The following is a 25,052-nucleotide window of genomic DNA, read 5'->3' as shown; positions in this document are numbered from 1 at the left end:
GCAAATGAGCGAACCCGACTACGATTTTCTGCAGAACGAAGCCCCCGAAGAAGTTGCCCCGGAGCCTATCCCGGAAGTGGCCGAAGAGGTGGTGGAAACGGTCGATAAACCGCCGGAAACCCCGGCAATCGCGGAGCCGACGCCCGCGCCCCCTGTTGATGATCGTGTGCCGTTGGCCGCTCTCAAGGCGGAACGGGACAAGCGCCAGAAACTCGAAAGGGAGATGGCAGCCCTCAGGCAGCAGCCGATGCCGCCTGCGTTCCACGAGCAGCCCGAGCAGTACGTACAGCAAACGATCCAGCAAGTTCGGCAGGACATGACGCAAACCATGTATGCCGCACTGGAGGATCAGGCGCGCGAGACGTATCCAGACTACGACGAGGTGTTCGAAGAGGTGCAGGCCTATGCGGAGGAAAACCACTCCGTCATCCCGCAAATCTTCAACTCGCCCAATCCCGCAAAGGCCGCCTACAAGCTTGGCAAGCAACTGCGCGAACTGAAGCAGATGCAAGACCCGGACGCGTACCGCTCAAAGATCGAAGCCGAAGTGCGAGCCAAGATCGAGAAGGAGTACGCCGATAAGGAAGCTGCCAAGCAGAAGGCCGCGGACGCTGTTCCGCCCGATCTAACCGCTGTCAGGGCGTCCAAGGACTCGGAAGTCCTGCCCGATGACAGTCTCGACTCAATCCTGAGATCCAAGCGCTAAGGAAGGCGCCAAAACATGACTCTTTCGACCGTTGCAACTGCCAACACTGTCAAGCAGTGGGACGCAGACTTTTATCGCGAGTACATCCGCTCCAACCGCTTCTCCCGCTATCAGGGTACCGATAGCAATGCCGTCATCCAGCTCAAGGAGCAGCTGACCAAGCGCCCCGGTGATGCCCTGACCATTTCGCTGGTCGCGGCCCTGTCTGGTGCGGGCGTGTCGGGCAACACCCTGCTGGAAGGCGCGGAAGAGGCCCTTGTCAACTACGGCCATCAGATTGCCATCCAGGCTTACCGTCAGGGCGTCGCCATTACCGAGTGGGAAGAGCAGAAAACCGCCATGGGTCTGCGCGCGGCGGCTCGTCCGCTGCTCAAGGATTGGGCGATGGAACTCAATCGCACCAAGGTGATTGCCGCCTTGTCTGCGATCGTCCCCAATACTGGCATCCAGGAGCCGTACTCGACGGCCACGGCCACGGAGCGCAACGAGTTCATCGTCGCCAATGCGGACCGCGTGCTGTTCGGTGCTGCCAAGGTCAACGCAGTGTCTGGCGTGTTCGCCACGGCGCTGGCTACGCTGGATGCCACCGACGACACCTTCACCAAGGAGAAAGTCTCCTTGATGAAGCGCATCGCCAAGACCGCCGATCCCATCATCCGCCCGGTCCGGGTGAATGACGACGAAGAGTGGTATGTGGCATTCGCCGGCTCGCTGGCCTTCCGTGACCTGAAGGCGAGTCTGGCGACCACGCACGCCGATGCGATGCAGCGCGGCAAGAGCAACCCGCTGTTTACCGACGGCGACTTGGTCTATGACGGCGTGATCATCCGCGAAATCCCGGAAATCGCTGCGCTGGCAGCCAATGTCGGCGAAGTGTTCCTGTGCGGCGCGCAGGCCGTGGGCCATGTCATCGGCAAGCGTTGGGCGTCCAAGACCGAAGAGCGCGACTACGGTTTCGTGAACGGTTGCGCCATTGAGGGTTACTTCGGCACCGAGAAGCTGGTCTACAACGGCAAGCAGCACGGCGTTGTGACCGGCTACATGTACGCGGCGGCTGATGCGTAAGTGAGTTAAGCGGGCTGGCCTTCGGGCTGGCCCGCTTCTTTGTGGGTAAGGACACCCACTTCCAGGGATGGACCCGGGCCAAGGATGGCCCACCTTTTTAGGGGCGACGATGGCAACGCGAACCGATCTGCGGCAGATGGTTGCGGAAGAGGCGGGCGTGATTGCTGCCGGCGAGACCCTCAGCGCGGCTGACAACGACTACATCGAACGCCGGATCGTTTCTGTACTGGATACGCTCAACGAGGAAGGCTTACTGCCATTCGATATCGACGGCACGATCCCGGCGCGCTACCTGCTGCCCACGGCCCGCGTCATCGCGGTGCATGTGGCGGTCGGTTTCGGCATGCCTCTGGACACGCTGGCGCCGCTGGCCGATCAGGGCATGAAGCAGTTGCGGCGCAGCAAGTCCAAGCCGCACGTCGGCACGCCTGCACAGTCTACGTACTACTGATGCGCACGGATTTCCTGGGCGCGGCGTATCAGTCGCGGTCGCTACCTCTTGCCGGTCAAACGCTGGTCAACCTGTTTTTCGAGCCTGCGCCGCCGGGCAGTGCTGAGCCGGGCATGTTCTACGGTTCGCCGGGCCTGCGCCTGCTGTTCACGGTCGGCGCCGGCCCGATTCGCGGCGCGCTGACGGCGAACGGTTTCGGCTGGATCGTGTCGGGTAGCTCGCTGTATCGCATCACGTCTGCCGGCGTGGCAACGCTGGTCGGCTCGGTGCCGGGCACCGGCCGTGTGCATTTGCAGAACAACGACACGCAACTGGTCGTGATGCACTCGTCTGGGTGGAATGTGGTGACGCTGGCGACACTGGCCTATGCGTCAGTTGCCGATGCGCCCACCACGGCGCAGGGCACGTATCAGGACAGCTACATCGTGTTCCCCAACGCCAACGGGACGTACGGCTGGACAAACATCGCCGATGCGACCTCGTTGGACGGGCTGAACTTCGCTAGTGCAGAGGCCCAGCCGGACCCGATCATCGCGGTCATTTCGGACCACCGCGAACTGTGGCTGTTCGGCGAGGTGACGGTCGAGATTGCGCAGACCAGTGGCGATGCCGATCTGGTGTTCACGCGCACGGCGATCATGGAGTACGGCTGCGCGGCCAAGTACACGCCAGCCAAGTCGGATAACACGGTGTTCTGGCTGGGGCGCAATGCCAGCGGCCAGGGCACGGTCTACAAGGCGGCAGGCTACAGTCCGTCGCGCATCTCTACCCACGCGCTGGAGTCGGCCATTGCCGGCTACGGCGATATCTCAGACGCGTGGGCCTACTGCTACCAGCAGAACGGGCACACGTTCTACGTGCTGACCTTTCCCAACCGCGCAACGTGGGCCTATGACGCCAGCTCGGATCGGTGGACGCAGCTTTCCTACCGCAACACCCTGAGCGGCCTTGCAGAGCAGCACAGGGGCAATGCGTACCTGTTCCTGGCCGGCCAACACATCGTCGGCGACCACGCCAACGGCAACCTTTACGTGCTGGACCTGGACACCTACACCGACAACGGTGACCCGATCTACCGGGAGCGCGCGTGGGCGGTGATCGAGGATGAAAACCGCTGGGTCAGGCATCACCAATTGGAGTTGTCCGCCGAGATGGGCGTAGGCCTTGACGGCGACACGTCTGCAGTCGGCGCCAACCCCAAGTGGCTACTGAGCTGGTCCGACGACGGCTGCCGCAACTACAGCAATGATCGGGTCATTGAGATAGGCCGCATCGGCCAGTACCGCAATCGCGGCATTGCGCGCCGGCTGGGCATTTCCCGGCGCCGGGTGTACCGCATCCGCACGTCTGAGCCCGTCCGCATCGCCGTCTACGGCGCAAACCTGAAAGCAGAGGTTCTTTCTCGATGAGTTTCACGACCGCCGCAAAGAACACCGCACTCAATGCCATTTCTCCCGACTTCATTAGCCTGCACTCGGGGTTCCCGGGCAATACGGGCGCCAATGAACTGGCCGGCAGCGGATACGCGAGGGTGGCTGCGTCTTTCAACTCCGCATCTGGCGGCGTTCGCACGATCACTGCTGCCGTTAACTTCACGGTAGGGGCTGGTCATACGGTTCGATGGGCTGGCCTTTGGCAAGCGGGCTCTTTCGTTGGGTACTCCCCCAACGGCGGCAACCCGAAGGAGTTCATCGCCAGCGCTGCGACTGACGTTGTCACGTGCCTGGCTCACGGCTATGCAGACACACAAAAGATCGTGTTCTACGGAGACACGGTCCCGGCCGGTCTCACTGAGGGAACAGTTTATTTCGTCCGAGACGCCACCACAGACACGTTCAAGGTCGCAGCTACCTCTGGCGGCGCTGCAATCGACCTAACAGGGACTGGTTCAACCGGCTGCGTTGTTTCGGCAATCGTAGAGGACGTGTATGGCGGCGCGTCTACCCATACCGTCAATAGCTGGTCGCTCGGCGCAATCTTCTAATGGCATCCCGTAGCTTTGTGACCGGCATGGGCCTGCGATCATCCGCACAACCAAGCAGCACAAATTCACGCTCCTTTGTGACGCTGGTGGCGTTTGTTTCAGCTGCCTCATCGCCTGCGTGGGCCGGCTCAGCGGCACAGCGAAAGCAGGTGTTCTGGTTGCCGGCTGCGAACGTGCCGTTTTTGGACAATGCAGGACGCGTTTCCCCAGCATGGTATCGGGCGTTCGTGGAGGCGTTTGAGAACCGCCTGGGAGGCGTCGCTGCGCCGGGGATTGGCGAGGTGCTTAACACCACCGCCAATGTGCAGCAGCAGATCGTAGGCGTGCAGACCCTCGCCAATGGCGCGCTGACGGTCGCCAACGCCTCAGCCGATGCAGTTAACACAGCCGCGGCCGTATCACAAAACGCAGGGCTCCCCGGAGCCGATGAAATTCCACCGGTAGACCGCTACGAGGCGCGCTACGGGTGATCAATCTGGAGGTGTGTTTGTGAGCTATTTGGTTGTAGATGGGTTTTGTGACGATATCGACCAAGTGCGGGACTCGGCTTTCGCGGCAGGCTTCGGCACATGGCGTCCCAACAAGGGCGAGGTTGGGAGTTCTGTCTATGAAGGAATGGGATTCTGGGGCAACCACGCGCTGCTGCTCCGTTCGCTGATGGCGTCAGTTGGGCCTGTCGCCCCAAATTCGATGTACTTCCGCGTGACCAATGTCGGCATGGAGCGCGCCTACATCCACAGTGATCGCGAGACGGGAAACCATACCTGCGTCTGCTACCTGACTGACCACGAAGAGGTGAGCGGCACAGCGTTCTTCCGGCACAAGCGGACTGGGCTGGAGTCCATGCCCAGCTTCGCCGAGATGCGCGACTCCGGCCTCATGGATGAGCTGAAGTCCGACATGGTTTCTCGCGATCCGGACAAGTGGGAGCAAACGGACTTTGTCCGCGGAAAGAAGAACCGGGCGCTGATATTCAATGCCCCGCTGTTCCATTCGAGGTTTCCGCTGGAAGGAATCGGCGACAACCACGACAGTGGGCGCCTTGTGTGGGCCAGTCACTTTTTCAAGATCAATGGCGTAGGCGAGCTGTACTAACAGCGCTTTCAGGACAAGGAGTGTCCGCATGGCAGAGATTTGGGGCGCTGCAATAGGCGCGGCGGCTGGCCTTTGGGGTGCCAGTCAGCAAGGCAAGGCAGCGGGCCAGGCGGCCAACGCACAGACCGGCGCATCCGATGCTGCAAACAAGCAGCAGTGGGGCATGTTCCAGCAGACCCGGGCCGATCAGGAGCCATTCCGTCAGGCGGGTCTTGCGGGCCTGAGCGAGTACATGGCGATGCTTGGCATGCCTGTACAGCAGATTCAGGCCAATTCGTTCGACCCGAACCAAGCATATCTACAAGCCAACCCTGACGTAGCGCGCGATGCCTATTGGGGCCTGAATCCAATGGGCCACTACAACAAGTTCGGCAAGAACGAGGGACGTGTCTGGCAGACCGCGCCAAAGACGCCGACGGGCGGTGCTACGTCATCCATAACGCAGGCCGATGCCTTCGCCAAGTTCCGCGCCACGCCCGGTTACCAGTTCGGCCTGGACGAGGGCAACAAGTCGGTGCAGGCATCGGCGGCGGCACGCGGCGGGCTTAACAGTGGCGCGACGCTCAAGTCGCTGATGCGGTTCGGCCGCGACTACTCCGACCAGCAGGGATACACGCCCTACATGAACAAGCTGGCATCGCTGGCGGGTATCGGGCAGACCGCGACGAATCAGATCGGGCAGTACGGCCAGAACGCCGCCAACACGATGGGCCAGAACACGATCAACGCAGGTCAGGCGCGCGCTAACGGCATCTACGACAAGTCGAACGCGTGGGCGAACTTCGGTAACCAGGTCGTGCAGGGTGTCGGTCAGTACATGGCAGGCCGGAACAGCGGCGGCGGTAGCTCGCTCGGCGGCATGAGTACATGGGGCCAGGGCCAGCCGTGGTACGGCAACAACTACGGGAATTTCTGATGGCACTTCGCGAACTACTGATGCCGAACTACGTTGACTCTTTCAACAAGGGGCATGAGATCGGGCGGGAGAATCGGACGCGCAAGACCCTTTCTCAATTCCTGCAACCAGCGCTTGGTGGCGACCAAAACGCATTGTCTCAGATCTATGGGGCAGACAGCGAAGCTGGGATGAAGGTTCAGCATTTCGCTCAGCAGCAGCAGGCATCGGTCCGCGATCGAGACAAGGATGATCTAAAACAGAAGGCCGCCTTGTATCCAACGGCTCCACCCGAGATTCAGGCTGCTCTATACGGCGACATAGTCTCGCTGTCGGAGCGCCTGGGGATTGTTCCTGTGGGCAAGGCGCCCAAGTCATTGGACACGCCGGAATCTCAGCAGGTGTTCGGGAAGTTCATCGCCTCGATGGCGGGCTCTGGCGAGCCTGAAACGCCGTCCTCGATCCGCGAACTGCAAATGCTTCAAGCCAATCCGGAACTGGCCGAGCTGGACATGAAGCGCAGGCAGGCCGGGTGGCGGCCAAACCTTGTGAACGTTCCCACCGGCGACGGCGGCTCCGTTCAAATGCTGCATGACCCGCGCACGGGATCGTTCCAGCAGCCGAACTTTGGTGGCGCAGTGCAGCCTGGCCCGGCACTGGACCCGACGCAGGACTTCCCGCAGCTGGCCTCGTCCACGGGCGCCAATCCGACGAGCCTGTTCCGCAGTCCGGATCGCAACCAGGCGGTGGGGGGTGTCCCCAATAGCCAGCACATGGCCGGCACTGCGGGTGACTTCGCCGTACCTCCGGAGCAGCGCGCCGCTTTCATCGCGCAGGCAAGGCAGATGGGTTATGAGGCTATCGACGAGGGCGACCACGTCCACGTGGAGCTTCCTCCGGGCGCGCAGGCAGCCGGCAGGTTCGGCAGCGGCCAGCGGATGGGCTACACGCCGCCGAAGTCTGAGACGAAGGCGCCCAGCGAATTTGAGCGCAAGCTTGAGATTGCCCGCGGCATGGGCGCCAGTGAAGATCAGCTCCGGCAGATGGTGCTTGGCGAGGGCGGCGGCGGTAAGCCATCGGCAACGCAGATCAAGTTGGCGAATACGGCAAAGCAGAAGTTGATCGACTTGAATGCAATGGACCAGCAGCTTGCAAACGTGGAACAGGCGTTCGGGCGCTTGCGCGGATCACTCTCTGCCGGCCTTGGAGGCAAGTACCTGCCCACTGAAGATGGCCGGCGCTTTGACGCGGCGGTCGCCGTACTCAAGACCCAGGTGCGCAAGCTCACGCGCACGCCCGGCGAGGGCGCCATGTCGGACTACGAAAGCAAGCTGGCCGAACTGGCAAACCCGAGTCGAGGCGAATACGAGCAGGTTACCGATGACCAGCTTCAGCAGTTGCGCTCGCTCGTGCAGACCACTCGGCAGGGCTACGAGGCGCTGCTGCAGGACGCGGGCGGCAGCATGGGCAACGTGCCGACCCCCGGCAGTAACACGCCCAACTCATCCGCCGCAGGTGGCGTTGACGATTTGCTGTCCAAGTACGGAGTGAAGTAATGGCTGACCTTCGGCAGATTGAGGCCGCTCTTAGGGCTGCCGATGCTGCAGGCAATGTCGAGGACGCGCGCCGCTTGGCTCAAGCCTATGCGGCCGCCAGGTCGCAACAGCCCAAGGCTGACTTCTCCGGCGTCACCAGCACGGCCGAGACGTTCCCGGACGGCCAGCCGTCCGCAGTGCCGGACACGTTGCGTCAGATCGGCGGCATGGCGGCCAAGCTCAATCCTGGCAACCTCCCGGCGAGCCTTTACGGTGCGCTCACGGAGAAAGCGGCCGAACCGGACGCGCCTGGCGCCATGGTCGGCGGCGAGTCGTCCGAAACCATGCCGGCGTGGAAGAACGCGGCGTATGGCCTTGTGAGCCCCGTTGCCAGCGGCATTGTGGGCGTTGGGCAAATGACCGGTGCGATGGATGACCAGCAGGCGCAGGAATCTCTGGCACGCATAGACGCGGTGCGCTCGCGCACGCCGGGCAAGGTCGCAGGCATTGCAGGCGATATTGGTATGTTGGCGCTGCCGGTTTCCAAAATCGGGCAGTTGTCGAATATCGGAAAGTACGCAGGAAACGCAGCAATAGGCGCTGGCTACGGTGGACTGCAGGGCGTCCGAGAGGGCGAGAGTCGTGGCCAGAATGCTGCTATCGGCGGCGCGCTTGGCGCTGGCGGTCAGGCGCTGTCACATGGCCTGTCTACGCTGGGCATGCGTGCGGCCGGCGCTATCGACCCGCTCAAGAAGAAGCTGGCCGGCGTAGCGGCTAAGTACGATATCCCCCTGCACGCATCGCAGTTGTCCGACTCGCTGCCGGCCAAAGTCATGGCCTCGGCGGGCAAGTACCTGCCGTTTAGCGGAGCGGGCGCGGCTGCCAAGAAGCAACAGGAAGCGTTCAACGCGGCGCTGGGGCAGACCATCGGCGTCAATGGCGCCACTAAGTTGACCGATGACGTGTTGCGCAGCGCCAAGCGCGATATCGGCAAGACCTATGACGACATTTTCGATAGGAATGATGTTGCGCTGGATAAGGCGCTGATCGAAAAATTGGCACAAATCAAGGCCGATCTGCCCCTTGCGATGGATAGGGAAAAGGCCGATGTAGTTGTCAGGAACATTGACTACATCATGGAGAATTCGAAGGCGGGCAAACTTCCGGGCCGCGTATATCAGTCTTTGCGGGAGAGGCTGAAGGGTGACGGAGACAAAGTTGGCGAGCATCTCAAAAAGGTTAGGTCCGCGTTAGACGATGCCGCAGGACGCTCTGTGGGCCCGCAGGACGCCGCCGCCCTGAAGCAGGCAAACAGTCAGTGGGCGAACGCGCGCACGATCCAGGACGCGCTCAAGCAGGCTGGCGGTGCTGCGGAGAACGTAGCTCCGGCCAACCTGTGGAATCTCGTCAAGAAGGGCAGCACGAAGGAGTTGCGCGAACTGGCGCGAGTGGGGCAGGTGTTGCTGAAAGACCCGATTCCCGATTCAGGTACGGCACAGCGCAGCCTGCTTTACACGATGCTCGCTGGCGGTGCGGCGACAGGTGCCCTGCCGCTGATGCTCAAATCAGCTGCGGCCGGCGCCACGCTCGGGCGGGTCGCCAACAGCCCCCGTCTCGCTGACCTCATGCTCCGTAGTGGGCGGGGGCAGGGCGCGCAGGCTTTGGCCCCCTACGCTCGTCCCGCTGCCGCGCTTGGGCCCGTCGTATCCGATCAGCATCGTAACGACCCGCGCAACCGTCCATGAGCCATCGAAAGGCGCCTTACGCTCTTTCCAGCGGTTCAGAAGATCAGCCGCCAGAGGCGTCAGGAATATCGCTACCCCGGTTTCCCACTGCATAACGACCCCACCTAGACCCACCCCAAGGACTGGGGCCGGATCATCCTAACACAAGGCCCCTCGGGGCCTTTTTCATTGGAGCAAGCCACGGATGGCAGCCCTACTCTCGCCCAGCGCGAAGCAGCAGTTCTTTGACAACGCCGGCAATCCGGCCAGCGGCTTCAAGCTTTACACCTACGCCGCCAACACGCTCACTCCGCAGGCGACCTACACCAACCGCGCCGGAACGGTATCTAACACCAACCCGATCATCTTGGATGCGCGTGGCGAGGCGATCATCTACCTGAACCCGGAGGTGATCTACGATTACGTGCTGCACACCGCCGCAGACGTTCCGGTCTGGACTCGCGAGGACGTAAGCGCCAGCGCAGGCGACGCCAGCGCAGTGGCATTCACGCAGTCCGGCAGCGGCGCGGTCATTCGCACCTTGCAAGCTCGACTGCTTGACTCGCCTCTCTATCCGACCGACTTCGGCGCGGTAGGTGACGGCGTGGCGGACGATACCTTGGCCGTGCAGACCACGCTGAATGCTGCGGTCGCACAGAGCCGGACAATTGACTGGGGCGACCTGTCCAAGGTCTATCTTGTGACCTCGACCCTGTCTCTTGATCTTGCCGGCATCGGCCTGCGCTGGATCGCGACGGGCGCCACGATCAAGTATGGCGGCACGCACGTGGCACGGGTGTTTGACCTGAATACCGCTGTCGGTTGCCCGGTGGTGATCGAAGGTCCGCTCACCATCGACGCCAACATGCTGGCGAACAACGCCTTGTGGATCGGCAACACGGCCGACGGCTCGTCTCCGTCGCACTATCAGGATGCGACGATCACCGACCTGACCGTGACCAATATGTACCGCAAGGACGCGACGTTTGCACAATCGGCTGACGGTGTGTTCATCCGTGGCGCATGGAACCGGGTCACCCTCACGCGCCCGACGGCCAAGAACAGCATCCTCGCCGCTGGTGCCGGGTCGATTGGCGTGTTCGGCGCTTTCGGCATCACTGTCGCCAACCAGGGGGCGCGCGCCTTCCGCTACTGCTCCATCGTCGATGCCACGGTGGAGAATATTTCCAGTGAAGACCCTGCTTACCTTTCGGATCAGGACGGGCTGCGGCTGTTCGATGCCGGCGACAGCGTCTCGCACCTGTACCCGAACGAGTCGTTCGTTAGCGTGCGCGGCGGTCAGTACAAGAACTGCCGGAATCGCTCGATCAAGGTGCAGGCCAACTACGCGCAGGTATCGAACATCGGCATCGTGCGCAACGACCCACCTACGGGCGGCGTCGGGTCACAGGCGGATATCGACATGCAGGTCGGCGGCGGTTCGGTCGATGGCGTGGACTGCCTTTATGACGCGCACGTGCCGTCGGCAATCGTGCAGTTCACCGATACCTCGATAGTAGGGAAGGTAGTTCCGGCGTGCACGGCCAAGAACATCCGTGTCGTCAATCATGGCGCAGTGACATTGCCGGTCGGCATCATCATCACCGGAGACGAGGATACCGGGCAGCGCGTGTTCATCGACACCGTCGATATTCGCGGCCTGATCGACAAGGCGGTGACTTGGCGGATTTCCAGCCCGGATGACGCCATGGTGATCGTGAAGAACGTGCTTTGCGCCCCGACCACCTGCTTTGCGTCATGCGTGCGTGGCGTCGCCATGGTTGTAAACAACCAGTTCTACGCGGACTCCTGCGTCAATCTCGGGGCGGCGGTTCCCTTCTTCATCAAGGACTCCGCGTCGTCCACCCTCCTGAAAATTTCCGCCAATGGCTGCTTTGGCTGGACCGATGGCGCAGGCATGAGTTCCGGCGAGCTAAACCAGCCGGCTATGCTGCGCGTGGATGCCATCGGCGGAAACAACGACGCGACCTCCGGGACCATGCGGCCGCGCTGGGTGTCGCTGGCCAATGGCGCGTCCGTTCAAATGCCGCGCTCGTCGCTCGTGGGCAACTGCGGATTCATCCTGATCGTGACGCACAGCAATGCTGCCGAGGATCAGGCGCTGTTCGCGGTCGATCACAATTCGCTCATCCCCATCGCCATTACCGGCACGACTTGGGTAGCGGGCACGACCGCTGATCCGGGCAGCGGCACGTATCGCATCTGGGGCGGCGGCACCACGGGCGGCGACAGCGTGTGGATCAAAAACAACTCGGGCGTCGCGCGCTCGTTCACGGTTTTCATGTTCGGCTGACCCCAAACACCCGATCCGCCTCGTCCCACGTCTTGAACGCGATGCGCCCCTGGTCGTACCGCCGGACCGGGATGCCCTTGTCGGCCCATAGCTCCCGCATGCCGCCGCCCACGTCCACGCAGCGGGCGCGTAGCACGCCGTAGGACCAATGCTCGACGCAGGGCCGGCCGCGGTGGCGGGAGCGGACGATGCGGCGCTGGGAGGGCTCGGATTGGCGCCACGCGGCCAGCCGCAGGGCGTAGTGTTTGAGGTCGACCGGGTACATGCCGGGAGGGTAGCGCGGGGGCGTCTCAGGGCGTGAGCGGCCTACCTGCGGACACAGACTTGGCGGCGCACTTAGCAGAAATTCCCCACAAATTGCCGAGAATGGCGGTCTAGAGCCGTTTGAGATTCCTATTTCCGGCACCAGCTTCGAAGCTCCGCAGGTGCGGGGCTTTTTTTTGCCCGGATTTGTTGCGCGCTCTACGATGCGGCTGATCCTTCGAAGATCAGGGAGTGATTCGTGCCGGCAATGCCAAGCGTCGTCGTGGCCATGGCCGTACTCGCCGCAATTCCGATTGCGGCGGCGGAACAGCGGCAGGCCTACGCCGAGCCAGTGGGTACCTGTGATGGCTATCCGCGCCTGGACATCGGGATGGCGGAGGGTTTCTGCGCTGGACTGGTGATAGGCCCGACCGCAGGTGACAAGCGACGGGAGTTGCTGTTGCCGCGTTCGCTGCTGCAGTTGGACGATGCAACCTGGCTGCTCACCGACCTGGGCGGTTGGGGCACGACTCGCGGCGCAGTGTGGAAACTGCGAAGCCGCCCAGGCGAGCCGGCCGGACTGACCCGTTTGCTCGGTGGGCTGAACTTGCCACATGCCTTGGCGAACGGCCCGGACGGCCTCGTCTACGTCGGCGAGATGAGTCGCATCTTCCGCTTCGATCCGCATGCATCCGATCCGGCAAGGACGGTCGAAACTGTGGTCGCCGGGTTGCCAGACAACCGCCTGCACGAAAACCGGCATCCGCTGTCCAAATTCGTGTTCGCGCCTGACGGTGCCTTGCTGGTCAACATCGGCGCGCCGTCCGACCAGTGCCTGGACAAGGCCGGCGAGCCACTTGGCAAAACCTGTCCCGAAGCCGACGGAGGCGACCACGCGGCGAGCATCCGCCGCTACGCCGTGCTCGGACCGGGCCGCTGGAGCGCGGACTACACCGTGCATGCCAAAGGCCTGCGCAATTCGGTGGCCATGGCTGTGCATCGGTCGGGGACCATGCTGCAGGGTGAAAACAGCTACGACTTCAGTGCCCGCTGGTTACCGTTCGACGAGATCAACGTCATCGAAGCGGGCAGGCATTACGGCTGGCCTTATTGCGCCGACGTCGCCGCGGCCACGCCCGGCTGGAAATCGGCGCGCGCCATGGCCTGCGGTTCGGACGCACACGCGTCGCCCGCGCTGCTGTTGCCGCCGCATGCGGCGCCGCTGGACATGCTGTGGTACGACGGAACCATGTTTCCCCGACTCGAAGGCAAGCTGTTGATGACCTGGCATGGCTACCGTTCGATCGGCGGTCGCATCGCCGCCTTCGCCACCGATGCGAGTGGCGTGCCCATCGCCGAAAAGGGCGCGCGCTATCCGGTTTACGGTGGCCGCCCTCGAGCGTACGGCATCGGTCCGGCGTCGAATGCACAGATCCTGACTCCGGGCTGGGATAGGGTCGCAGGAAAGCGGCCGCAAGGTTCGCCTGTCGGCCTGGCGGTGGCGCGAGATGGCGCGATCTGGACCACCGATGATCGTGCCGGACTGGTCATCCGCATCGCCGTGGATCGCCCATAGCAGATCGATGCCCCTGCGTCTCGCGAAAGGAGACACCCGGCCGCTACAGTAACGGCATATCACCGACGAGCGAACCCGTGGCCAAGTTGCAAGGCAAACCCCGTACCGCCTACGTCTGTGCCGAGTGCGGCGCCGAGCACAACAAGTGGCAGGGCCAGTGCGGCGAGTGCGGGGCGTGGAATTCGCTCAGCGAGATCGTGCTGGAATCCGCGGCCGCGGCGAAGTCGCCGGCGTCGCGGCGCAGCAGCTGGGCCGGCAAGGTCGATGCGCCGAAGGTGACGGCGCTCAAGGACGTGCGCCACAGCGAGGACGCGCGCGTGTCGACCGGCATCGGCGAGTTCGATCGCGTGCTGGGCGGCGGCCTCGTGGAGGGCGCGGTGGTGCTGGTCGGCGGCGATCCGGGCATCGGCAAGTCGACCCTGCTGCTGCAGGCGCTGGCGCAGATGGCGCCGACGTTGCCCGGGCTGTACGTCACCGGCGAGGAATCGCTGGGGCAGGTCGCCGGCCGCGCCGCGCGGCTTGGCCTGCCATTGGATGGCTTGAATGCGCTGGCCGAAACCGGCGTCGAACGCATCCTCGAGCATGCCAGCGCGCTGCAGCCGAAACTGATCGTCGCCGATTCCGTGCAGACCTTGTGGACCGAACAGCTCACCGCCGCGCCCGGTTCGGTCAGTCAGGTACGCGAGAGTGCGGCGCGGCTGGTGCGTTACGCGAAGGAAACCGGCGCGGCTGTGTTCCTGGTTGGCCACGTCACCAAGGAAGGCGGCATTGCCGGCCCGCGCGTGCTTGAGCACATGGTGGATGCGGTGCTGTATTTCGAGGGCGATTCCGGCAGTCGCTTCCGCGTGTTGCGTGCGTTCAAGAACCGCTTCGGCGCGGTCAACGAACTGGGCGTGTTTGCGATGGGTGACAAGGGCCTGCGCGAGGTACCCAATCCGTCGGCGATCTTCCTGTCCGGCGGCAGCGTGCAGCAACCTGGCAGCTGCGTGATGGTCACGCGCGAAGGCACGCGGCCGCTGCTGGTCGAAGTGCAGGCGCTGGTCGATGCGTCACCACTGTCCAATCCGCGTCGCGTCGCGGTCGGTCTTGAACAGAACCGGTTGGCGATGCTGCTGGCGGTGCTGCATCGCCATGGCGGCGTCGTGGTCGGCGACCAGGACGTATTCGTCAACGTGGTCGGCGGCATCCGCGTGCAGGAAACCGCCGCCGACCTGCCGGTGTTGCTGGCGGTGCTGTCGTCGCTGCGCGACAAGCCGTTGCCGGACAAGACCGTGGCATTCGGCGAAGTGGGCCTGTCCGGCGAGATCCGGCCGGTGCCCAATGGCGAGGAACGCCTGAAGGAAGCCGCCACGCACGGCTTCAAGCGGGCGATCGTCGCCAAGGCGAACGCGCCGAAGGCGGGCAGCTACAAGGGCATGGAAGTGATCGCGGTAGAACGATTGGCGGATGCGTTGATAGCGGCGGATTGATCGTAGGGCGCAATAAGCGAAGCGCATTGCGCCCGCATGGTTTGAGAAGCCCACGCGGCAGTTGCATTCCAATTGAGCGTGTCGCACTACTCTGATGAAAGAACCCAATTTAAGTAAGACCGAAGGGGCTATGAGCCCCCTCGGCTGGAGGTTCAACAGAAGTCAGGGATTACATTGTCGCATGCAAGTTTCATAGATCTGCTGACACTTGTACTGTGGAAGATTGCCGCTTCCCAAACAGTTTTCATAATTGATGAAACACTGCTGGGAGCATGTATACGCATAAGCTCCAAGCGAAGTCGCAATGCCGAAACAAAAGACACAAACTGCCGTGAGTTTGCTGGTCTTGATGGACATCGGTCTTTCTCCTTATGCCCAAATGGGCTCCGCAGCTATACATCCAGCGCCTGCCCTTTGTTTGTGAGCGCTGTCTCATTTAGCCAGACAAACCAGCCAGCAGTATCGGATCGCTTGGTTATTCATCGTTGTGGCGGTTATCCGCGATATGGAGAGTAAGCAAGAGGCAGCTGTACTTCGGATCAATGCCCACCAGCTGCCGACGGCCCCACCTTCGCCCCGAACGGCGGCTTTGCGATCCACACGAACAGGATCACCACCAGGAACACGATGCCGAGCAGGTGGAAGATCTCGTTGAAGCCGATCTGCGCGGCCTGGTTGGAGATCATCTGTTCCATCATCGCCGCACCCTTCTGCAGATCGCCGCCGCCCATCAGCGTGAGTTTCTCGATCGTGCCCGGGTCATAGGTGGATATCTTCTCGGTGAGGTGCGCATGGTGCACGGCGCCGCGTTCGGTCCAGGCGTAGGTGGTGAGCGATGCGGCGAAGCTGCCGCCGAGCGTGCGCATGAACGTCGCCAGGCCCGAGCCGGCTGCGATCTCGTGTGGTTGCAGGTCGGACAGCAGGATCTGCAGCACCGGCATGAAGAACAGCGCCACGCCGAAACCCTGGAACAGCTGCACCATCGCGATGTGGCGGAAGTCGACATCGAGGTTGAAGCCGGCGCGGGCGAAGCTGGTCATCGACATCGCGATGAAAGCGATCGTCGCCAGCCAGCGCAGGTCGAACTTGTGCGCATATTTGCCGACGAACGGGGTCAGCAATACCGGCAGGATGCCGATCGGTGCGGTCGCGAATCCTGCCCAGATCGGGGTGAAACCGAGGTTGCGCTGCAGCCACAGCGGCACCAGGATGCCGACGCTGAAGAACGCGGCGTAGGCGATCACCATCGCCGCGGTGCCGGCGCTGAAGTTGCGATGCCGGAACAGGCGCAGGTCGACGATCGGATCCTTGTCCGTCAGTTCCCAGATCACGAACACGGTCAGCGCGATCGCCGAGACGATCGACAGGATCACGATCAGGTTGGAGCGGAACCAGTCGTGGTCGTTGCCCAGGTCGAGCAATGTCTGCAGCGCACCGACGCCGATCACCAGCGTGACCAGGCCGACGTAGTCCATCTTCGGCTTTTCCAGCCGTTCCGGTCGTCCGCGCAACTGGCTGCCGACCACCAGGCTGGCGAAGATGCCGATCGGCACATTGATGAAGAAGATCCATTCCCAGCTGTAGTTGTCGGTGATCCAGCCGCCGAGGATCGGGCCTGCGATCGGCGCGACCACGGTCACCATCGCCAGCAGCGCGATCGCCTGTCCGCGCTTGTGCGGCGGATAGATCGAGATCAGCAGCGCCTGGGTGATCGGATACATCGGGCCGGCGACGAAACCCTGCAAGGCGCGCGCGGTCACCAGCTGACCCATGCTGCCGGCGAGGCCGCACAGCAGGGACGCGATCACGAACAGGAACGTCGCCCAGACGAACAGTTTGCGCTCGCCGAAATGGCGCGTCAGCCAGCCGGTCAGCGGCAACGCGATGGCGTTGCTGACCGCGAACGACGTGATCACCCAGGTCGCCTGGTTGGCGCTGCCGCCGAGGTTGCCGGAGATGGTCGGCAGCGAGACGTTGGCGATGGTCAGGTCCAGCACCTGCATGAACGACGCCAGCGCCAGGCCGAGCGTGGTCAGCGCGATGTTGGGCGGGCGGAAGCCGGCCTGCGGTACCGGCGTGGCGCCGGCGGTGGCGGTTGCGGACATGTCGGGTTCTGTGGGATTCGTTTAAGGAGTGGGGTTTCGCCGGTGCGAAGCCAGCCATCGACTGTCATCCCGAACGCAGTGAGGGATCTGCTTTTCGTGCAGCAGTGAAAGCAACAGCAGATCCCTCACTGCGTTCGGGATGACGATGTATTGGGGGATGACAGCGTGTGGCGACGCGGCGCGTATCGACCGCACCGGCGCTGCCACACGTGATCAGCTGTGCTTGCCCGGCAGGTTGTCGCCGATCACCTGCTGGATCAGCGCATCGGCTTCGGCCAGCTGCTGGGCGTAGGCCTGCGTGGTCAATACCGGTTTCTGCGAAGTGGCCTGGGCCAGCACGTTGCCGTTCTGGTCGCGCAGGCTGACGTCGGCGCTCATGCTCAGGCCCAGGCGCAGCGGATGCGATGCGAGCTGCTTCGGATCCAGTTCGATCCGCACCGGTACGCGCTGCACGATCTTGATCCAGTTGCCGCTGGCGTTCTGCGCTGGCAACAACGCGAACGCGCTGCCGGTGCCCATGCCGAGGCTGGTGATTTTTCCGTCGTAGACGACATCGTCGCCGTACAGGTCGGCATGCAACTGCACCGGCTGGCCGAGTCGCATCTTGTGCAGCTGCGTTTCCTTGAAGTTCGCGTCCACCCAGACCTGCTCCAGCGGCACGATCGTCATCAACGTCGTGCCAGGCTGCACGCGCTGGCCCAGTTGCACGCTGCGCTTGGCGACGTGGCCGGAGACCGGCGCGACGATCGCCGCGCGCTGCAGGTTGAGGTAGGCCTGGCGCAATTGCGCGGCGGCGGCCTGCACCTGCGGCTGGTTGGCGACCGTAGTGGCGTCGACCAGTGCGCGGTTGCGCGACAGGTTGCCGTCGGTCGCGCGCAGGCCGGCTTCCAGCACCGCGAGTTCGTTGCGGGCGTGGGCGAGTTCCTCGGCCGAAACCGCGCCGTCGGCGACCAGCCCTTCGCGACGCTTCAGATCGGCGCGCGCGCGCTGCACCGAGGCCTGGCGCGCGGCGAGATCGGCCTGGCCCGCATCGACCGCGCTGTACAGGCCGCGCACCTGGCGCACGGTATTGGCGAGGTTGGCGACGGCCTGCTCGTAGGCGACCTTGGCGTCGTTCGGGTCGAGCTGCACCAGCACCTGGCCGGCGGCGACCTTCATGCCGTCCTCGGCGCCGATGCTGACCACGGTGCCGACGGTCTGCGGGGTGATGCTGACCACGTTGCCCTGTACGTAGGCGTCGTCGGTGGACTCGTGCCAGCGCGCGACCATCAGGTAGTAGGCGACCCAGGCGATCGCGGCGATCACCACCAGGGCCAGCAGCATGAGCAGCGCCTTGCGGCGCTTGCCGTTGTTCGGTGCGACGGCCGGCGTCGCGGCATGCGGATTGAGTTCGGTGGTCATGGCGTGGTGGCCTTGGCAATCGGTGAGTTGGAATGGGAAGGTGCGGCGAGGACGAGGCCGCCGCCGAGCGCGCGGTCGAGGTCGATCGCGGCCGCGATGCGTTGTGCGCGCAGCACGGTCAGCTGGCGGTCGTGGTCGAGCAGCGGCCGTTGCGCGGCGAGTACGTCGAGTTGCGTGCCGAGACCGGCGCGATAACGCACGGTGGCCAGTCGCCAGGCTTCCTGCGCGGCGTCGCGCGCCTGCGTGGCGGCGACGATCTGTGCGTCGAGGGAACGCGCGGACTGCAGGGCATCGGCGACTTCGCGCAGCGCGCCGACCAACTGCTGGTTGTAGTCGGCGACCGCCAGGTCGTAGTCGGCATCGCTCTTCGCCAGCTGGCTGCGCAGGCGACCGCCGTCGAAGATCGGCAGGCTGATCGCCGGGCCGCCGTTGAGCAGCAGCGCGTCGCTACCGAACAGATCGGACAGGTTGCCCGCGGCCAGGCCCACCATCGCCGACAGGTTGATGGTGGGATAGAAGTCGGCCTTGCTCGCGGCGATGCCCTGCGACGCGGCTTCCACGCGCCAGCGCGCGGCGACCACGTCGGGACGGTGGCCGAGCAGTTCGCTCGACAGCGCCGTGGGCACGGCCGGTGGCGGCGTCTTCAGCAGCGACGGTGCGGCGATGTCGAGCCCGCGGTCCGGGCCTTGGCCCAGCAGCGCGGCTAGCGCATTGCGCACGGCATCGATCTGCTGCTGCGCGGCCTGGGTCTGCTGTTCGGCAGCGGCAACGGCGCTTTCGGCCTGGCGGATCTGCAACTGGTTATCGAGGCCGGCGGCGACGCGTTGCCGACCCAGCGACAGCAATTCGGAAGCGCGCTTCTTTTCGGCGACGGCCACGTCGCGCGCGTCATGCGCCTGCGCCAACGCGACATAGGTGCGCGCGATGCTCGATGACAGCGTCAGGCGCGCCGCCTGTGCATCCACTTCGCTGGCGCGCACCTGGCCGAGCGCCGCCTGCCAGCGTGCGCGGTGTGCACCCCACAGGTCGAAGCTGTACTTGAAGTTGAGGTTGAGCAGGCCGACGCCGCTGTACGAGCCACCGAGCGGTTCCGGCGCGACGGTTTCGGGTAGCTGCAGTCCGGCGTACTGCGCGCTGGCGCCCAGCGTCGGCTTGCGCGCAGCGTCGGCCAGGCCGGCCTGCGCGGTGGCCTGGCGCACGCGTGCGTCGGCGGCATCGAGACTGGGCGTGCCGGCCAGGGCTTCGGCAATCAGCGCATCGAGTTGCGGGTCGCCGAGTGCGGTCCACCAGTCCTGCTTCGGGAAGGCGGCATCGGAGAGCGTGGCATTGGCCAGGCTGCGTTCGCTCTTCAGTGTGTCGGCATCGGTCATCCGGCCGGCGGGCTGGAGTCCTCCGGTACTGGCGCAGCCGGCCAGGACGACGGCGACGGCCAACGCGGAGAAAAAGAAACGCAGCCCGCGTTGCGGGCGAGGGGAATGGACGGACATGGATCAGGAATCCGAAGAGGTGAGGTTGTCGCGGACCTGTTCGAGCAGGCGCGTGAGTTGCGTGCGTTCGTCTTCGCCCATGCCGGACATGGCCTGCTCGCGCACGCGCTGGCCGCACTTGTTGATGTCCTGCCAGATGACGAGGCCGGCGTCGGTAAGCTGGATGTTGATCGCACGACGGTCGTCGGGGTCGGCGCTGCGGACGACCAGGCCCTTGGCCTCGAGCTTGTCGAGCAGGCGGGTCATCGCGCCCGGATTGAGTTCGGCGGCGCGCGCCAGGTCGGTGACGCCGGCGGTGCCGTCGGCCAGTTTCTTCAGCGTGATGTACTGGCTGAAGGTCAGGTCATGACCCAGGCCAGCCAGTTCCCGCTCCATCCGCGCCCACATGGCGTCGCGGACCTGGCGGAACAGCAGGCCCAGGGTCGAGCCGCTGCAGGGGACGGAAGTATTCATGGCGCGGCATTTTGGTTATGCGCGCAATATTTGTCAATGCAAATATTGTTTCAGCAATGGAATGCTGGGTTCGCTGGCTGAATGGGGGCGTTGGGTAGCGTGTGCGCACGAAATGACTCTCCAAGCAGCCGTTCGTGAGCACAGCGCACGCTATGCGGATTCCTTCAGCACCCGCGCCAATGCTTCGGCCTGAACATCCGCGTCGGCATCGCGGCGCATAGGCAGCGCGATGTCCGGCGCGATGCCGTCGATCTCGTTGCGGCCGTCGTCGAGAAAACGGGCGCAGTTCGGCATCCATACATCCACCGGTACCACCTTCAGCCGTGTCGGATTGCCGCCATCGACGTAACCGCAGCCGGCGCCGGCCGTGCGTTCGCCGATCACGGTGGCGACCTTGTTCTGCTGCAGCCAGGCGACGAAACCCTCGGCGGCCGAACCGGTGCGGCTATCGGCGAGGATCAGCACCGGTCCGCGCCACTCGCCGCTGCCCTGCAGCGTGACGCGCTCCGTTCCGGTCGAGGCGAATACCGGGCAGGGCGCGGAGTTCCCTGCCCATACGACAGCGCGATCGCAAGCCGGCGCGACCAGCAGGGCCTCGCGGCGGCTCAGTTCGCGTTCGCTGATCAATGCGACGACTTCAGTTACCCACTCGGTACCGCCGCCGTTGCCCGACACGTCGACCAGCAGGCGGCGCGCGCCCTTGGCCTGCAGCTCGTCGATCGCATCGCGCAGCAACGCCTGCTGATGCGCGCGTACCGCCAGCTTGAGCGCATGCCGTCCGATGCCTGGCTTGAACACCGCCTGGCAGGCGTCGAGGTATCGATCCTCGCCGAACTGCGCGATCCGCAGCACGCCGGTGTCGCCGATCATGCCGGTGGGAAAGTCGCCGTTGCGAATCGGCTTCCAGCCCGCGACCCGCGCGAACGGGAAACGGAATGCGTGGTCGCCTTCCTCGTGACCGGCGGCAACGCAATCAGCCGCCGCGGGGTCTGCTTCCTCGCTTGTTGCGACGGCTTGGCTGCCACTGGTGCGGGCGGTGGCCGACGCCGGTCGTGCGCCGGGTTTCATGCGCAGATGCGGATCGTTGAAGCCGCGCACGAAGCTGCGCAATGCGATGAAGGCGCGCAGGTTGGAGTGTGCGTTGCGCAGCGCATCGGTGGTGCGGCGATCCAGCGCGGGCAGGTCGACGCCGCGCTTTTCGACCATCCAGTCCAGGTTGGCGTAACCCTGTGCCATGTCCTGTTTGAGCCGGCTGTAATCGGCCAGCCACGCATCGGCGTCGTAGCTGAGGACGTCCCAGGCCAGCGCCAGCAGCAGGAGCGCGATGATCGCCAGCGCGGTGCGCTTCAGCCAGCGCAGTGGATGGCGCTGCCGCGGTGGCGGGCGGTTGATGGCGTCTGCGTATTTCACGAGGCTGTCCGCTTGCGGAATTGCGGCGGACGATAACCAGTGCGTCCGGAATCGTGGAGCGCGGCGCGACGGAAACCGGAATCGGACGACGAAGCTGCCGCCAAGCGGCTCGAAACCTGGCCGCGCGCGGTGCGGCGAAGTCGAAACGCTGCCGGATCAGACCTGCTTCAGCAGCAACTCCAACACGAACTTGCTGCCGAAAAAGGCCAGTACCAGCAACAGCATTGCCGCCAGCGTCCAGCGCACCGCCGTGGCGCCGCGCCAGCCGTAGCGCCAGCGGCCAAGCAGCAGCGCGCCGAACGCCAGCCATGACAGCACGCTCAGCACGGTCTTGTGCACGAGGTGCTGGGCGAACAGGTTCTCGACGAACAGCACGCCGGTCAGCAAGGTCGCGGTGAGCAGCACGAAGCCGACGGCGATGGTGCGGAACAGCAGCGATTCGAGTTCGGTCAGCGGCGGCAATGCGCGCAGCCAGCCGCGGAATTCGCGCCGGCGCAGGGCGCGTTCCTGCAGCCACAGCATCAGCGCCAGCAGCGCGGCGACGGCCAGCGTCGCGTAGGCGAGCAGCGCGCACCAGGCATGCAACTGCAATCGCCAGTCGAGCGCGTCGCCGGAAACATGGCCGTAGCCGGCATACGCCAGCAGCGAGGTTGCCGCGACCGGAAACACCACCACGCCCAACGCCGCCATCCGGCCGGTGGCGCCGAACGCCGTGGTCAGGCCGGCCATGCCGAGCCCGACCAGCGACAACGCCGCGAAGAAATGCAGGTCCGCACCGCCGCTCCTGCGCCAGCCGATCACATGCTCCAGCGCATGCAGGGCCACTGCGGCGAGCGCGGGCAGCAGCCACGCCTGCGTGGCCGTGCCCTCATCGCGTGCCACCGCATGTACCAACAGGCCCGCGGCAGCGAGGTAGAGCAAGGTGGCGATGAGAACGATTGTCATCGGCGCAGTGTCGCATATGCCGGGCTTCGGCAGGACGGCGGCGCTTCCTCCACAGGAAAAAGAGGCGTCGAGGCGCGGGCTATAATTCGCATCCTTTCGCAATACGCCCATCCCTCCATGTTCGAATCCCTCACCCAACGCCTGTCCGGCACCATCGAACGCCTGCGCGGGCGCGGCCGGCTGACCGAGGAGAACATCCGCGAAGCGACCCGCGAGGTGCGCATCGCACTGCTCGAGGCCGACGTCGCGCTGCCGGTGGTGCAGGCGCTGATCGAGCGCATCAAGGTGCGCGCGGTCGGCCAGGAAGTGCTGAAGTCGCTGACGCCGGGCCAGGCGCTGATCAAGGTGGTGCGCGACGAACTGACCGCGGTGATGGGCGCGCAGGCCAGCGACCTCAACCTCAACGTGCCGGCGCCGGCGGTGATCCTGATGGCCGGCCTGCAGGGCGCGGGCAAGACCACCACGGCCGGCAAGCTGGCCAAGCACCTCAAGGAAAAGCGCAAGAAGAAGGTGATGGTGGTCAGCGCCGACGTCTATCGGCCGGCCGCGATCGAACAGCTGCGCCAGCTCGCGCAGCAGGTCGACGTGCTGTTCTTCCCGTCCGACGCCGCACAGAAACCCGAAGCCATCGTCCGTGCCGCGATCGCCGACGCCAGGAAATCCTTCGTCGATGTGCTGATCGTCGACACCGCGGGCCGCACCAGCATCGACGAAGCGATGATGACCGAGATCAAGGCGCTGCATGCCGCGGTCGATCCGGTCGAAACCCTGTTCGTTGTCGATTCGATGACCGGCCAGGACGCGGCGGTCACCGCCAAGCACTTCGGCGAGGCGCTGCCGCTGACCGGCGTGGTGCTGACCAAGACCGATGGCGACGCGCGCGGCGGCGCTGCATTGAGCGTGCGCTACGTCACCGGCAAGCCGATCAAGTTCATCGGCGTCGGCGAGAAACCCGATGGCCTGGACGTATTCCACCCGGACCGCGTCGCCAGCCGCATCCTCGACATGGGCGACGTGCTGTCGCTGGTCGAACAGGTCGAACAACAGGTCGACCAGGACAAGGCGAAGAAGCTGGCGGAGAAAGTCGCCAAGGGCAAGAAGTTCGACTTGAACGACATGCGCGACCAGCTCGAGCAGATGCAGAACATGGGTGGCCTGTCGGGCCTCATGGACAAGCTGCCGGGCATGGGGCAGATCCCGGATGCGGTGAAGAACCAGGTCACCGGCAAGGAAATGCCGCGCATGATCGCGATCATCGGCTCGATGACCAAGCGCGAGCGCCGCAATCCGCAACTGCTCAACGGCTCGCGTCGCGCGCGCATCGCCAAGGGCTCGGGCACCACGCCGGCCGACGTCAACCGCCTGCTGAAGCAGTACCAGCAGATGGAGAAGATGATGGGCAAGCTCGGCCGCGGCGGCATGAAGGGCATGATGCGCGGCATGCGCGGGATGATGGGCGGCGGCGGGATGCCGTTCCGCTGACGTCGAGCCGACGTGCGCCGACACGCAGTCATCGAACCCCATCGCGGCGCACGCACCGGCTGGCTGCGCGCGGCGGTGCTCGGCGCCAACGACGGCATCGTCTCCACCGCCAGTCTGATGGTCGGCGTGGCCGCGGCCAGTTCCGACCACCGGCAGGTACTGCTGGCTGGTCTCGCCGGCCTGGTCGGCGGCGCGATGTCGATGGCCGCCGGCGAATACATCTCGGTCAGTTCGCAGGCGGATATCGAGAAGGCCGACCTGGCGATCGAGCGCCAGGAACTGAAGCACTTCCCTGACGAAGAACGGCAGGAGCTCGCCGCGATCTATGTCGAGCGCGGGCTTGAGCCGGCGCTGGCCAAACAGGTCGCCGACCAGCTGACGGCACGCGATGCCTTGGCTGCGCATGCGCGCGACGAACTCGGCATCAACGACTACAACGCACCGCGGCCGGTGCAGGCCGCGATGGCGTCGGCGGCCGCTTTCGCCTGCGGCGCGGCCCTGCCGCTGCTGACGGCGCTGGTCGCGCCGGCCCGTGTCGGTCCGACGGTCATGGCCGTGTCCCTGGTCTGCCTCGCAGCGCTCGGTGCGCTGGCGGCACGAGCCGGCGGCGCGTCGATGGGCAAGGGCGCCGCGCGCGTGACCTTCTGGAGCGCATTGGCGATGGCGCTGACAGCGGCGGTCGGGCACGCGTTCGGGGTATCCGTGGCGTAGC

22 protein-coding genes are annotated in these 25,052 nt (G+C 64.6%); 15 read left to right on the top strand and 7 right to left on the bottom strand.

The window, feature by feature from the left end; translation table 11 throughout:
- Window positions 1-4: 4 nt before the first annotated feature.
- From IP90_RS04760 to IP90_RS04710, 11 genes are all read left to right on the top strand, one after another.
- Window positions 5-706 (top strand): hypothetical protein, encoded by a 702-nt coding sequence (locus IP90_RS04760; protein WP_144898467.1) that lies wholly within the window; start codon window positions 5-7, stop codon window positions 704-706.
- Window positions 707-721: 15 nt separating this feature from the next.
- Window positions 722-1,771, top strand: coding sequence for a phage capsid family protein (locus IP90_RS04755; protein WP_144898466.1), 1,050 nt, complete (start codon window positions 722-724; stop codon window positions 1,769-1,771).
- Window positions 1,772-1,880: 109 nt separating this feature from the next.
- Complete coding sequence (locus IP90_RS04750; protein ID WP_144898465.1) at window positions 1,881-2,222, top strand: hypothetical protein; 342 nt, start codon at window positions 1,881-1,883, stop codon at window positions 2,220-2,222.
- Window positions 2,222-3,631 carry a packaged DNA stabilization protein gene (locus IP90_RS04745; protein ID WP_144898464.1) on the top strand — a complete coding sequence of 470 codons (1,410 nt, stop codon included), beginning with the start codon at window positions 2,222-2,224 and terminating at the stop codon, window positions 3,629-3,631. The genes IP90_RS04750 and IP90_RS04745 overlap by 1 nt, the downstream gene beginning before the upstream one ends.
- The gene (locus IP90_RS04740) at window positions 3,628-4,206 is read left to right on the top strand and encodes a phage tail fiber protein (RefSeq protein ID WP_144898463.1); all 579 of its coding nucleotides are present in this window, start codon (window positions 3,628-3,630) and stop codon (window positions 4,204-4,206) included. The genes IP90_RS04745 and IP90_RS04740 overlap by 4 nt, the downstream gene beginning before the upstream one ends.
- Complete coding sequence (locus IP90_RS04735; protein WP_144898462.1) at window positions 4,206-4,676, top strand: hypothetical protein; 471 nt, start codon at window positions 4,206-4,208, stop codon at window positions 4,674-4,676. The genes IP90_RS04740 and IP90_RS04735 overlap by 1 nt, the downstream gene beginning before the upstream one ends.
- A 19-nt stretch (window positions 4,677-4,695) precedes the next feature.
- Window positions 4,696-5,301, top strand: coding sequence for a DUF6445 family protein (locus tag IP90_RS04730; RefSeq protein WP_144898461.1), 606 nt, complete (start codon window positions 4,696-4,698; stop codon window positions 5,299-5,301).
- A gap of 28 nt (window positions 5,302-5,329) precedes the next feature.
- Window positions 5,330-6,217 (top strand): hypothetical protein, encoded by an 888-nt coding sequence (locus IP90_RS04725; RefSeq protein ID WP_144898460.1) that lies wholly within the window; start codon window positions 5,330-5,332, stop codon window positions 6,215-6,217.
- On the top strand, window positions 6,217-7,752 hold the full coding sequence (locus IP90_RS04720) for a D-Ala-D-Ala carboxypeptidase family metallohydrolase (RefSeq protein WP_158635266.1): 1,536 nt from the start codon (window positions 6,217-6,219) through the stop codon (window positions 7,750-7,752). The genes IP90_RS04725 and IP90_RS04720 overlap by 1 nt, the downstream gene beginning before the upstream one ends.
- Window positions 7,752-9,476, top strand: a complete 1,725-nt coding sequence (locus IP90_RS04715; protein ID WP_144898458.1) for a hypothetical protein — start codon at window positions 7,752-7,754, stop codon at window positions 9,474-9,476. The genes IP90_RS04720 and IP90_RS04715 overlap by 1 nt, the downstream gene beginning before the upstream one ends.
- Window positions 9,477-9,660: 184 nt before the next feature.
- Window positions 9,661-11,769, top strand: a complete 2,109-nt coding sequence (locus IP90_RS04710; RefSeq protein ID WP_144898457.1) for a hypothetical protein — start codon at window positions 9,661-9,663, stop codon at window positions 11,767-11,769.
- Here the strand turns inward: IP90_RS04710 and IP90_RS04705 are convergent.
- A complete protein-coding gene (locus tag IP90_RS04705) occupies window positions 11,756-12,034 on the bottom strand; it encodes a hypothetical protein (RefSeq protein ID WP_144898456.1) in 279 nt (92 codons plus the stop codon). The genes IP90_RS04710 and IP90_RS04705 overlap by 14 nt on opposite strands.
- Before the next feature lie 246 nt (window positions 12,035-12,280).
- Between IP90_RS04705 and IP90_RS04700 the strand changes: the two genes are divergently transcribed.
- Together IP90_RS04700 and radA are read left to right on the top strand one after the other, a co-directional pair.
- Window positions 12,281-13,588, top strand: a complete 1,308-nt coding sequence (locus IP90_RS04700) for a PQQ-dependent sugar dehydrogenase (protein WP_144898726.1) — start codon at window positions 12,281-12,283, stop codon at window positions 13,586-13,588.
- An 86-nt stretch (window positions 13,589-13,674) separates the two neighbouring features.
- Window positions 13,675-15,057: a DNA repair protein RadA gene (gene radA, locus IP90_RS04695; protein ID WP_144898725.1), complete on the top strand. Its 1,383-nt coding sequence runs from the start codon at window positions 13,675-13,677 to the stop codon at window positions 15,055-15,057.
- A gap of 539 nt (window positions 15,058-15,596) precedes the next feature.
- On the opposite strand, the gene IP90_RS04690 is transcribed toward radA, so the two are convergent.
- The 6 genes from IP90_RS04690 to IP90_RS04665 form a co-directional block, all read right to left on the bottom strand.
- Window positions 15,597-17,162: a DHA2 family efflux MFS transporter permease subunit gene (locus tag IP90_RS04690; protein ID WP_144898455.1), complete on the bottom strand. Its 1,566-nt coding sequence runs from the start codon at window positions 17,160-17,162 to the stop codon at window positions 15,597-15,599.
- 213 nt (window positions 17,163-17,375) lie between these two features.
- Window positions 17,376-18,563 (bottom strand): HlyD/EmrA/EmrK family protein, encoded by a 1,188-nt coding sequence (locus tag IP90_RS04685; RefSeq protein WP_144898454.1) that lies wholly within the window; start codon window positions 18,561-18,563, stop codon window positions 17,376-17,378.
- Window positions 18,560-20,050, bottom strand: a complete 1,491-nt coding sequence (locus tag IP90_RS04680) for an efflux transporter outer membrane subunit (protein WP_144898453.1) — start codon at window positions 20,048-20,050, stop codon at window positions 18,560-18,562. The genes IP90_RS04685 and IP90_RS04680 overlap by 4 nt, the downstream gene beginning before the upstream one ends.
- Before the next feature lie 3 nt (window positions 20,051-20,053).
- Window positions 20,054-20,503, bottom strand: a complete 450-nt coding sequence (locus IP90_RS04675; protein ID WP_144898452.1) for a MarR family winged helix-turn-helix transcriptional regulator — start codon at window positions 20,501-20,503, stop codon at window positions 20,054-20,056.
- Between the two features lie 150 nt (window positions 20,504-20,653).
- The gene (locus IP90_RS04670) at window positions 20,654-21,913 is read right to left on the bottom strand and encodes a S41 family peptidase (RefSeq protein WP_144898451.1); all 1,260 of its coding nucleotides are present in this window, start codon (window positions 21,911-21,913) and stop codon (window positions 20,654-20,656) included.
- Between the two features lie 156 nt (window positions 21,914-22,069).
- Window positions 22,070-22,858, bottom strand: coding sequence for a cytochrome C assembly family protein (locus IP90_RS04665; protein ID WP_199753395.1), 789 nt, complete (start codon window positions 22,856-22,858; stop codon window positions 22,070-22,072).
- 117 nt (window positions 22,859-22,975) lie between these two features.
- Here IP90_RS04665 and ffh point away from each other — a divergent pair, with 117 nt between their 5' ends.
- Both ffh and IP90_RS04655 read left to right on the top strand, forming a co-directional pair.
- Window positions 22,976-24,340 carry a signal recognition particle protein gene (gene ffh, locus IP90_RS04660; protein WP_144898450.1) on the top strand — a complete coding sequence of 455 codons (1,365 nt, stop codon included), beginning with the start codon at window positions 22,976-22,978 and terminating at the stop codon, window positions 24,338-24,340.
- 12 nt (window positions 24,341-24,352) lie between these two features.
- Window positions 24,353-25,051 (top strand): VIT1/CCC1 transporter family protein, encoded by a 699-nt coding sequence (locus IP90_RS04655; RefSeq protein ID WP_199753394.1) that lies wholly within the window; start codon window positions 24,353-24,355, stop codon window positions 25,049-25,051.
- Window position 25,052 lies beyond the last annotated feature (1 nt).

Source organism: Luteimonas cucumeris (genome assembly GCF_007830035.1).
Classification (GTDB): domain Bacteria; phylum Pseudomonadota; class Gammaproteobacteria; order Xanthomonadales; family Xanthomonadaceae; genus Luteimonas_C; species Luteimonas_C cucumeris.
Note: the sequence above shows the minus strand (reverse complement) of the source record. Positions and strands in the feature narration are given on the sequence as shown.

What these genes read in the sequence shown, in the direction of transcription:
- IP90_RS04760 (WP_144898467.1), top strand. Translation starts at nt 5, where the DNA reads ATGAGCGAACCCGACTACGATTTTCTGCAGAACGAAGCCCCCGAAGAA.
- IP90_RS04755 (WP_144898466.1), top strand. Translation starts at nt 722, where the DNA reads ATGACTCTTTCGACCGTTGCAACTGCCAACACTGTCAAGCAGTGGGAC.
- IP90_RS04750 (WP_144898465.1), top strand. Translation starts at nt 1,881, where the DNA reads ATGGCAACGCGAACCGATCTGCGGCAGATGGTTGCGGAAGAGGCGGGC.
- IP90_RS04745 (WP_144898464.1), top strand. Translation starts at nt 2,222, where the DNA reads ATGCGCACGGATTTCCTGGGCGCGGCGTATCAGTCGCGGTCGCTACCT.
- IP90_RS04740 (WP_144898463.1), top strand. Translation starts at nt 3,628, where the DNA reads ATGAGTTTCACGACCGCCGCAAAGAACACCGCACTCAATGCCATTTCT.
- IP90_RS04735 (WP_144898462.1), top strand. Translation starts at nt 4,206, where the DNA reads ATGGCATCCCGTAGCTTTGTGACCGGCATGGGCCTGCGATCATCCGCA.
- IP90_RS04725 (WP_144898460.1), top strand. Translation starts at nt 5,330, where the DNA reads ATGGCAGAGATTTGGGGCGCTGCAATAGGCGCGGCGGCTGGCCTTTGG.
- IP90_RS04720 (WP_158635266.1), top strand. Translation starts at nt 6,217, where the DNA reads ATGGCACTTCGCGAACTACTGATGCCGAACTACGTTGACTCTTTCAAC.
- IP90_RS04715 (WP_144898458.1), top strand. Translation starts at nt 7,752, where the DNA reads ATGGCTGACCTTCGGCAGATTGAGGCCGCTCTTAGGGCTGCCGATGCT.
- IP90_RS04710 (WP_144898457.1), top strand. Translation starts at nt 9,661, where the DNA reads ATGGCAGCCCTACTCTCGCCCAGCGCGAAGCAGCAGTTCTTTGACAAC.
- IP90_RS04705 (WP_144898456.1), bottom strand. Translation starts at nt 12,034, where the DNA reads ATGTACCCGGTCGACCTCAAACACTACGCCCTGCGGCTGGCCGCGTGG.
- IP90_RS04700 (WP_144898726.1), top strand. Translation starts at nt 12,281, where the DNA reads ATGCCAAGCGTCGTCGTGGCCATGGCCGTACTCGCCGCAATTCCGATT.
- IP90_RS04690 (WP_144898455.1), bottom strand. Translation starts at nt 17,162, where the DNA reads ATGTCCGCAACCGCCACCGCCGGCGCCACGCCGGTACCGCAGGCCGGC.
- IP90_RS04685 (WP_144898454.1), bottom strand. Translation starts at nt 18,563, where the DNA reads ATGACCACCGAACTCAATCCGCATGCCGCGACGCCGGCCGTCGCACCG.
- IP90_RS04680 (WP_144898453.1), bottom strand. Translation starts at nt 20,050, where the DNA reads ATGTCCGTCCATTCCCCTCGCCCGCAACGCGGGCTGCGTTTCTTTTTC.
- IP90_RS04675 (WP_144898452.1), bottom strand. Translation starts at nt 20,503, where the DNA reads ATGAATACTTCCGTCCCCTGCAGCGGCTCGACCCTGGGCCTGCTGTTC.
- IP90_RS04665 (WP_199753395.1), bottom strand. Translation starts at nt 22,858, where the DNA reads ATGACAATCGTTCTCATCGCCACCTTGCTCTACCTCGCTGCCGCGGGC.
- ffh (WP_144898450.1), top strand. Translation starts at nt 22,976, where the DNA reads ATGTTCGAATCCCTCACCCAACGCCTGTCCGGCACCATCGAACGCCTG.